The organism is Ruminococcus sp. (assembly GCF_045129435.1).
Taxonomy (GTDB): domain Bacteria; phylum Bacillota; class Clostridia; order Oscillospirales; family Acutalibacteraceae; genus Ruminococcoides.
The window spans coordinates 1-9,408 of record NZ_JBGVJL010000059.1; the positions used below are offsets into that span (position 1 = coordinate 1).

The 9,408-nt window shown below is 40.9% G+C and carries 6 protein-coding genes and 1 pseudogene; all 7 read left to right on the forward strand.

The window, feature by feature from the left end; all coding sequences use genetic code 11:
• Window positions 1–352: 352 nt before the first annotated feature.
• The 7 genes and pseudogenes from ACJMMI_RS02940 (at window position 353) to ACJMMI_RS02970 (ending at window position 8,977) form a co-directional block, all read left to right on the forward strand.
• On the forward strand, window positions 353–1,198 hold the full coding sequence (locus ACJMMI_RS02940) for a fumarate hydratase (RefSeq protein ID WP_405353377.1): 846 nt from the start codon (window positions 353–355) through the stop codon (window positions 1,196–1,198).
• A 12-nt stretch (window positions 1,199–1,210) separates the two neighbouring features.
• The gene (locus ACJMMI_RS02945; RefSeq protein ID WP_405353367.1) at window positions 1,211–1,765 is read left to right on the forward strand and encodes a Fe-S-containing hydro-lyase; all 555 of its coding nucleotides are present in this window, start codon (window positions 1,211–1,213) and stop codon (window positions 1,763–1,765) included.
• Between the two features lie 587 nt (window positions 1,766–2,352).
• Complete coding sequence (locus tag ACJMMI_RS02950) at window positions 2,353–3,201, forward strand: alpha/beta hydrolase fold domain-containing protein (RefSeq protein ID WP_405353368.1); 849 nt, start codon at window positions 2,353–2,355, stop codon at window positions 3,199–3,201.
• Between the two features lie 193 nt (window positions 3,202–3,394).
• Complete coding sequence (locus ACJMMI_RS02955) at window positions 3,395–4,081, forward strand: DUF6062 family protein (RefSeq protein ID WP_405353371.1); 687 nt, start codon at window positions 3,395–3,397, stop codon at window positions 4,079–4,081.
• A gap of 424 nt (window positions 4,082–4,505) precedes the next feature.
• A pseudogene (locus ACJMMI_RS02960) lies at window positions 4,506–4,940 on the forward strand (CinA family protein); the annotation flags it as partial.
• Between the two features lie 175 nt (window positions 4,941–5,115).
• Window positions 5,116–6,603 carry a 4-alpha-glucanotransferase gene (gene malQ / locus ACJMMI_RS02965; protein WP_405353373.1) on the forward strand — a complete coding sequence of 496 codons (1,488 nt, stop codon included), beginning with the start codon at window positions 5,116–5,118 and terminating at the stop codon, window positions 6,601–6,603.
• Window positions 6,604–6,607: 4 nt separating this feature from the next.
• A complete protein-coding gene (locus ACJMMI_RS02970) occupies window positions 6,608–8,977 on the forward strand; it encodes a glycogen/starch/alpha-glucan phosphorylase (protein ID WP_405353375.1) in 2,370 nt (789 codons plus the stop codon).
• Window positions 8,978–9,408 lie beyond the last annotated feature (431 nt).

Genomic DNA, 9,408 nt, shown 5'->3' on the forward strand with positions numbered 1-9,408 from the left:
CTGCGAAGTTATCAAAATTACCGGAAATTCCTACCGCATCAAGGGCAGAAAAATCTTTGATGATTCTGATGACTGATTCTTCGCTCATAATTGTACATTTTAAATGAGCGTTTTTCGTCATTTTCACTTGACATTTACACAATCTCAAACCTTTTAACTCCCGACCGTTACTAATTTATTACCGGAAACAGAAAAATTATTATTTTGCAAACTATCTTCCCATAATAAAAATATCACTCTAACATTTAGGGCAGAGAGTTATTTTTGCTTTAATTTATTGAAATGTGTCGTAAAAAGTTTTATAATAAAAGCAGTACGGCTAAAACGCACCGAAAGGAAATTGAGTATGAACATCAGACAAATCAAAGCTGAAACTGTAACACAGACAGTAAAACAGCTTTTTCTCGACTGCAATTATTTTATTGGCAAGGATATTATGACTGCTCTTGAAAATGCAAGAGAAAATGAAAAATCAGAGGTAGGCAAGAGCGTACTTTCTCAGATTATTGAGAATGATAAGCTTGCCGCAAAAGAAGAAATTCCGCTTTGTCAGGATACCGGTATGGCAATTTTGTTTGTTGAATACGGCGACAAGGTTGTTATTGAGGACGGTAACTTTGAAGATGCTGTAAACGAGGGCGTAAGACAGGCTTATAAAGACGGTTACCTCAGAAAAAGTGTGGTAAACGATCCTGTTTTTGACCGTTTGAATACTAAAGATAACACTCCTGCAATTATTCACACAAGAATTGTGAGCGGCGATAAAATTAAAATTACAGCAGGCGGCAAAGGCTTTGGCAGTGAGAATATGTCTGCTATAAAAATGCTCACTCCGTCATACGGAATTGAGGGAGTAAAGAAGTTTATACTTGATACCGTAAGAACTGCCGGTCCTAATCCATGCCCGCCAATCGTGGTTGGTGTTGGTATTGGCGGTACTTTTGAGAGATGTGCTCAGCTTGCAAAAAAGGCGACCTTCAGAGCTATTGATACCCACAATTCAGACGAGCGTTATGCAAAGCTTGAGGACGAGCTTTTGGAAAGCATAAATAAAATGGGATTTGGCCCTGCCGGACTTGGCGGAAATACAACCGCAATCGGCGTGAATATTGAAACCTCGCCAACTCACATTGCCGGAATGCCTGTTGCGGTCAACATTTGTTGTCACGCTGCAAGACACGCAAGTGCAGAGATTTAAGGGGGAAGAAAAATGCCGAAAAAATTGACTTTACCACTCAGCGATGAGGATATTAAAAATTTAAAAGCCGGCGAAAGCGTGTTGCTTTCTGGCACAATGCTTACAGGCAGAGATGCCGCACATAAAAGGCTTTTTGAGCTTATTGAAAAGGGCGAGGAGCTTCCGTTTGATATTAATGGCGAGATTATTTATTATGTAGGCCCTGCACCGGCTAAACCGGGATATGCTGTTGGCCCTGCCGGCCCGACTTCAAGCTACAGAATGGATAAATACGCACCGGCACTTTTAGACCTCGGTTTAAAAGGAATGGTTGGCAAGGGTGCGAGAAATCAGGAAGTTATTGACGCTATCGTAAGAAACGGCTGTGTGTACTTTGCGGCAATTGGTGGTGCGGCTGCGTTAATTGCAAAGAGCATTAAAAAAGAAGAAATGCTGTGCTACGAGGACTTGGGCACTGAGGCTGTGAGAAGATACACAGTTGAGGATTTCCCATGTATCGTTGCGATTGACAGTAAAGGCAATAATGTGTATGAAACTGAGCCGAAAAAATATAATACCGAAAAATGATGATTATAGGACTGCTTCGGCAGTCCTTTTTACTAACACAAAAGCTTAACAATAATAAAATTTAGGTCGAGCCTTTTTAAAGGCTCGTGGGTTTGGGCAACGCCCGAGAAAAGCTGTTTTCATCGCAATTTGTAAGGCACAAACAGCAACGCTGTTTGTGTGTTAAAGCAAAGTTTGATAAAACAGGCTACGGCCATTAAAAAGAAATAATACATTTATAAGGAAGAATGGCTTTTTATGATGCTATCGCATTATAAGGCTTTCGCTGTTGTGTTCAAGCCACCAAACAGCCTACTGTTTGGTTATCAAAATTTTGCATAAACTTATAGTATTTGTGGGCTTTGCCCACACCCACAACCTTTTAAAAAGGTTGACCAAATTTTTTGCTCGAGTATAAAGTATGTGATAATACAAGCAAAAAATTCCCGACTTTTAAAAACAATAATATATCAATCTCACTCCAATATTAAAAGCATACCAACACTTATCCCTATTGCCTTTCAGAAAATATTGTGTTAAAATTATGATAATAAAATTATAATTCAATCTTAATTATTGTATAATAAATACAAAGGAAGGACAACTTTATGAAAATAGATCTTGATTTACAAATCGAACAGCCTCGATATTACACAGTTTCAAACATCACCTTTGCTCAGGTTGACGCTTGGTTTGGTCACACCACAAGGGACTTAAAGCTTGATTTAATATATCCAAAGGACAAAAGGCAAAAATATCCCTGCATCATCTGGTTATGTGGCGGCGGTTGGATAAGAATGGATAAATCCGCCCATTTTGCCTACCTTGCCAAACTTGCACTCAAGGGCTTTGCCGTTGCAAGCATTGAGTATCGCACCAGCAACGAGGGTGCTTACCCTATGCCTCTTGAAGATGTTAAGGCGGCTATCCGCTACCTCAAGGCTCACGCTGAACGCTATTGCATTGACGATACTAAATTCGGTATAGCAGGGGAATCTGCTGGTGGTTACCTTGCCGCAATGGCAGCACTCAATCACGATAAAAATCTTGATGTGGGTGAATATCTTGATTATTCAAGTGATATACAGGCATGCTGTCCGTTCTATCCGCCAACAGACATCGCATCATTTCCGCACAAGTCGGCTATTGAGGCAGGAGCAAGTATGGAATCGCTTATGCTCGGTATGAATGTTGTGCTGAACAAGGAAAAAGCTCAGAAATGTTGCCCGGTTTCATTTGTTACCCCGTCTGCACCTCCGTTTATGATTTTTCATGGAACTGAGGATACCACAGTTCCGTTTTCACAGGGTGAAGTTTTGCACGATTTGCTCGTAAAAAACGGCTGTGATGCCACATTGGTTGCGGTAAAGGGTGCTGAACACGCCGATATTTTCTTTGCTCAGGAAAAATTATGGGATATGGTGGCTGAATTCTTCAAAGATAAGCTTTGTAAATAATTTGTACGGAAAAGTTTTCAACACGATTAGAATAAAGTGTTGAAAACTTTTTGCTTTATACTTAATTCTTAAGAAAATATACGATATTGTATAAATTCTAAACAATGTTTAGCACAAAATTTTTATATTCTATGGTAAAAACACTCAAAATGTGATATAATTATTTATTATATACAGTATAAGGAGAATTGCTGTGAAAGAAACAATTTGCACTATACCGATTAATGATATTTTTATGCCAAAGGACGGCTGCCCGATTTGCCGAATGGAGGATATGCTCGAAAAGCAGTATGTAAAATTCATCACCGGGGACGCAATGATGGAGCCGAACATCAGAATAGAAACCAACAAAAAAGGATTTTGCCACCGCCACTTTTCACAGATGTTTACAGTAGGTCAAAAGTTGCCGAATGCACTCATACTGGAGAGCCATTTGCAGGAAATTATCGACAAATATATGCCGGCAAAGCTCAAGGGCAAGCCTGACAAAAAACAGCTTGAGGGCATTAAAGAAGAACTGTCGTCCTGCTATGTCTGCGACAGAATCGCAAGCGATATGCACCACTTTATGGCTACAATTTTTGTGGAGTGGGCAAAGGGCGGCGAGTTCAGAAAGCTGTACAACGAACAGCCGTTTATCTGCTTAAAGCATTATTCTTTCATTATGAGTGCCGCAACAGGCAAGGGCGGAATTTCGTCAAAGCTTTTGCCTGACTTTTACGCAGAAACCGCCGCACTTACAAAAAATTATCTTGTAAGCCTAAAAGCCGACATAACTCACTTTTGCTCAATGTTTGACTACCGCAGTCAAGGACAGGATTGGGGTACATCAAAGGACTCAATCGAAAGAAGTATTGCTTTTTTAACCGGTACGGACTGATGAAAAAAGAAAATTCGGAATTTCCAAATTTTCTTTTTATGTCTTATATAAAGGAAAATTAATTAATGAAAACTTTTTAAATCCTAATCAATGCAGGTATCTTGCAAGTTTAATATGTGTCTTAGGAGCAATTTTTGCTTTTATTTCAAAGATTAAATTCGGAATGAACAGCATTCATCCCGCATTGCAACTGTTTGCTTTCGTTCAGTACAAAGGGCAATCCAAAGCATTGCCCAAACTGTGGCGGCACACTTGAAGATGATGATTAAAATTAGTTTACATAAATTTGGATATACTATAAAAAGGAAGTCTTACTATGCTGACATATACGGCTGATGAATTGGAGAAAATTTTCAGGGAAGAGAATATAAATCCCGATGAGCTGCAAAATATGGTAGTGGAAAAGCTTAAGGCAAACAAGCAAAAGCTTGCTACTGCCGAGAGCTGCACAGGCGGCTTGCTTTCGGGCAGAATTACTGCTGTGAGCGGTGCGAGCGAGGTTTTTGACTGCGGAGTATGCTCGTATGCAAATGAAATTAAACACAGGGTGCTTGGTGTGAGTGAAGAAACGCTTGACACGCTCGGTGCGGTATCTGCCGAAACTGCCATGCAGATGGCGGAGGGCGTAAGAAAGCTTGCAAATGCCGATATTGGTGCGAGCACTACTGGAATTGCCGGCCCGACAGGCGGTACTGATGAAAAACCTGTGGGACTTGTTTATGTAGGAATTTGTGCAAATTGCAGTAAATTTCCCGTAAAGCTTTTGCTCGGCGAAACAAACGGAAGTAAAAATTCCCGAAATTATATAAGAAAACTTGCTTGTAATGCCGTTCTTTATACAATTTGGAAATTAAGCTAAATGTTGTAAAAAAATCTTGTAAAATATTTAATATTGTGGTAAAATAAAATCGTAACTGTGGATAAGGGGCTTTTTTTGCCCTGAAATTATAATTCATTTAGATAATTATAATTAATCTTTTGATTTATCCCGAAAATATTATAATTTAATATCCGTCAGAATGGAGTTGATTTTAATGGAAAGAAGTGCAGGTATCCTGTTGTCGGTTACTTCGCTTCCGTCCCCCTACGGAATTGGTACTATTGGTAAAGAGGCTCGTGAGTTTGCTGACTTTCTCAAAAAGGCAGGTCAGAAGGTTTGGCAGATTCTTCCTGTTGGCCCTACAAGCTACGGTGACTCTCCTTATCAGTCCTTTTCAACTTATGCAGGTAACCCTTACCTGATTGACCTTGACACACTTTGTGAAGAGGGTCTTATTACTAAAGAGCAGCTCGACAGTTATGATTGGGGTTCAAACGCTGCTGAGGTAGATTACGAAAAAATCTACAACAACAGATTCGACGCTCTTAGAATTGCTTATGATAATTTTAAAAAGAAAGACCAGAAGGCTTTCTCTGCTTTTAAGAGAAAGAACAGCAAGTGGCTCAAAAATTATGCCCTTTATATGGCTGTAAAGAAGAGCTTCAATATGGTTTCATGGACAGAGTGGCCTGACGAAGAAATTCGTATGCACGAAGAGGCTGCCGTTAAGCGTTACGAGCGTAAGCTTAAGGACGATGTTGACTTCTGGAAATTCTTACAGTTTAAGTTTTACGAGCAGTGGGATGCTTTCCGTGCTTATGTAAACGGTCTTGGCATTCAGATTTTGGGCGATATGCCTATCTATGTTGCAATGGATAGTGCAGACACTTGGGCAAACCCTGAGTTGTTCCAGCTCTATGATGACGGTGATCCTATTGCAGTTGCAGGTTGTCCTCCGGACTACTTCTCAGCAACAGGTCAGCTTTGGGGCAATCCACTTTATGACTGGGATTACCTCGCAGAAACAGACTACGAGTGGTGGTTTGAGAGAATTAAGGCTGCTTCAAAGCTTTATGACATCACAAGAATCGATCACTTCAGAGCTTTTGCAAGCTACTATTCAATTCCTTACCCGGCTGAAAATGCTATCAACGGTGAGTGGGTTGAAGGTCCACGCATTAAGTTCTTCAAGATGATGGAAGAGGCTCTTGGCAAGATTAACATTGTTGCAGAGGACCTTGGAACTCTTACTCCTGATGTAACCGAGCTTATGGAGCAGACAGGTTATCCGGGAATGAAGGTACTTGAGTTTGCTTTTGACAGCGGAGAAGAGAACGATTATCTCCCACATAAATATACTGAAAACTGCGTTGTTTACACAGGTACTCATGATAACGATACTATTATGGGTTGGGTTGAAACTGCTAAGCCTGAAGATGTAAACTATGCAAGAAGCTACTGCCAGATGCCTGAGGACGAGCCTTTTAACTGGGGACTTATCCGTACAGCATACCAGAGCAAGGCAGGTATGGCTATTATTCCTGTTCAGGATATTCTTGGTCTTGGCAAAGAGGCAAGAATGAACATTCCGTCAACACTCGGCGGCAACTGGACTTGGAGAGTTGATAAAGCAGCTCTTACTGATGAGCTTGCAGATAAATTAAAAACAATGTCTGTAAATAGCGGACGACTGGAGGACTAAACAAATGAGCAATATTATGGAAAAGCTTGAGCTTACAGCACAGTCTATGTATTGTAAGAAGGTAGAAGAGCTTACACCTTCCGAACTTCATCTTTCTCTCGGCAAGGCTGTTATGGGCGAAATTGCCGACAACTGGGCAGCAAGCAAGGCTAAACACAACAGCGAGCGTAGAGCTTACTACTTCTCAGCTGAGTTCCTTATGGGTAGAATGATGTACAACAACCTTTACTGCCTCGGTATTCTTGAGGATGTAAAGAAAATGCTCAAGAAAAAGGGCGTTGACATCAATGTATTTGAGGACATCGACGATGCAGCTCTCGGTAACGGCGGTCTTGGCCGTCTTGCAGCTTGCTATCTCGACAGTGCTGCTACTATGGAAGTACCGCTTGACGGTTATGGCATTCGCTATAAGTACGGTCTTTTCAAGCAGCTTATTAAGGACGGTTATCAGGTAGAAGTTGCTGATGATTGGCAGAGATTTGAAGATCCATGGTGCCTCCGTCGTGAGGATGAGGCTGTAACAGTATCTTTCAAGGGTCAGACAGTTAAAGCTGTTCCTTATGATATGGCTGTTATCGGTTGCAAGACAAACAACATCAACACATTAAGACTCTGGCAGGCTGAGGCTCTTAACGAGTTCGATTTCCAGGCATTTAACAATACAGAGTACAACAGAGCAGTTCAGGAGAAGAACGACGCTGAGAACATCACAAAGGTTCTGTATCCTAACGATAACAAGTACGAGGGTAAGGTTTTAAGACTTAAGCAGCAGTATTTCTTCTGCTCAGCTTCTCTCCAGGATATTATGCGTAGATACAAGGCAAAGCACGGCAATGATTTCAGCTTCTTTGCTAAGGAGAACGCTATCCAGCTTAACGATACACATCCGGTATGCTCAATCCCAGAGCTCGTAAGACTTCTTATGAACGAGGGTATGAACTTTGACGAAGCTTTCGAGATTGCAAGAAAGACTTGTGCTTACACAAACCACACAGTTCTCGGCGAGGCTCTCGAGAAGTGGCATGCTGACCTTATGATGCAGGTAATTCCTGAGATTTACCACATCATCTGCCTTATTGCTAACAAGCTTCAGGAAGAGCTTACAGCTAAGGGCATCAGCGAGGATATGAAAGCTAAGATGCGTATTGTTGACGCTAACACAGTTCATATGGCAAGACTTGCAACTTATGCAGGCACATATGTAAACGGTGTTGCTAAGCTTCACACAGAAATCCTCAAGGACGATGTTCTTAAGGAGTGGTACCAGGTATATCCTGAGAGATTCCAGAACAAGACAAACGGTATTACACAGCGTCGTTGGTTAGGTCTTTGCAACCCTGAGCTTGCAGCACTCATCACAGAGAAGGTTGGCAGCGATAACTGGCTTATCGATCTTTCACTCCTTTCAAAGCTCAACGATTGCATTGATGCTAAGACAATTACAAAGTTTAACACAATCAAGAAGAAGAAGAAGGTTCAGCTCGCTGAGTACATCAAGAAGATGGACGGCGTAGAGATTAACCCAGATTCTATCTATGATATTCAGGTTAAGAGACTTCACGAGTACAAGAGACAGCTTCTCAACGCTTTCTCAATTATGACAATCTACTTCCGCATTAAAGAGGGCAAGCTTCCTAACTGGACACCAACAACATTTATCTTTGGTGCTAAGGCTGCTCCTGGTTATGCAAGAGCTAAGGCAATCATCAAGTACATCAACGAGATTGCTAACCTTGTAAACAATGATCCTGATACAAAGGATAAGCTCAAGGTTGTATTCATTTCTAACTACAACGTATCTTACGCTGAGAAGATCGTAGTTGCTGCTGACCTTTCAGAGCAGACATCTACAGCAGGTCTTGAGGCTTCAGGTACAGGTAATATGAAGTTTATGCTCAACGGTGCATTAACACTCGGCACATATGACGGTGCAAACATCGAAATTGCAGAGTGTGCAGGCGAAGAGAACGAGTATATCTTCGGTGCAAGAGTTGAAGATATTGAAAGACTCAAGAAGGAAGGCTATGATCCTAAGAAGCTTTATGAGGCTGATCCTGAAATCAAGAGAGTTGTTGATACACTTATCGACGGCACATTTGATGATGACGGTGCTCAGGGCGAGGGCAGCTTTGCTGAACTTCACAACGCTCTTATCAACGGTACTTCATGGCAGGCTGCTGACCACTACTTCCACATCTATGATCTCCCACTCTATGTAGAAACAAAGATCAGAGCTAACTCAGATTACGCTAACCGTAAAGAGTTTGGTAAGAAGTGCCTCATCAATATTGCTAATGCCGGCAAGTTCTCATCAGACAGAGCTATTGTTGAGTATGCTAAGGATATTTGGCACACATCTTACAGAGAAGTTTAATTGTTATAAACAAGTTAATAGCTTTTCATTGATTTAAAGTGATAAAGTCCGACAATGACTAATGTTGTTGTCGGGCTTTTTGTGTTATTAAAAAATATGTGAAATAGTTAGAGTGGGGGAGAGGAGGAATAGTTGAATAGTTAAGAAGGTTCTTTTGAGGTTTTTTCGATAGTTGGGGGTAAATTATGGTTTAGTAACGGTCGGGAAATTTTTGACTTAAATTATCACAAACTTTATACGCGAACGTAAAAATTTGGTCAACCTTTTTCAAAGGTTGTGGGTGTGGGCGAACAATGCCAACAACTTAAGAAAAGTTGTGGCATTTACCCCGTATAAAATCAAATGGCATATTTAGGACAAGATACTTTTCGCTGATGAGAAAAAATTGGTCGATTAAAAGACCTGTCTGGTTTAACAGGAACAGGCTGTTT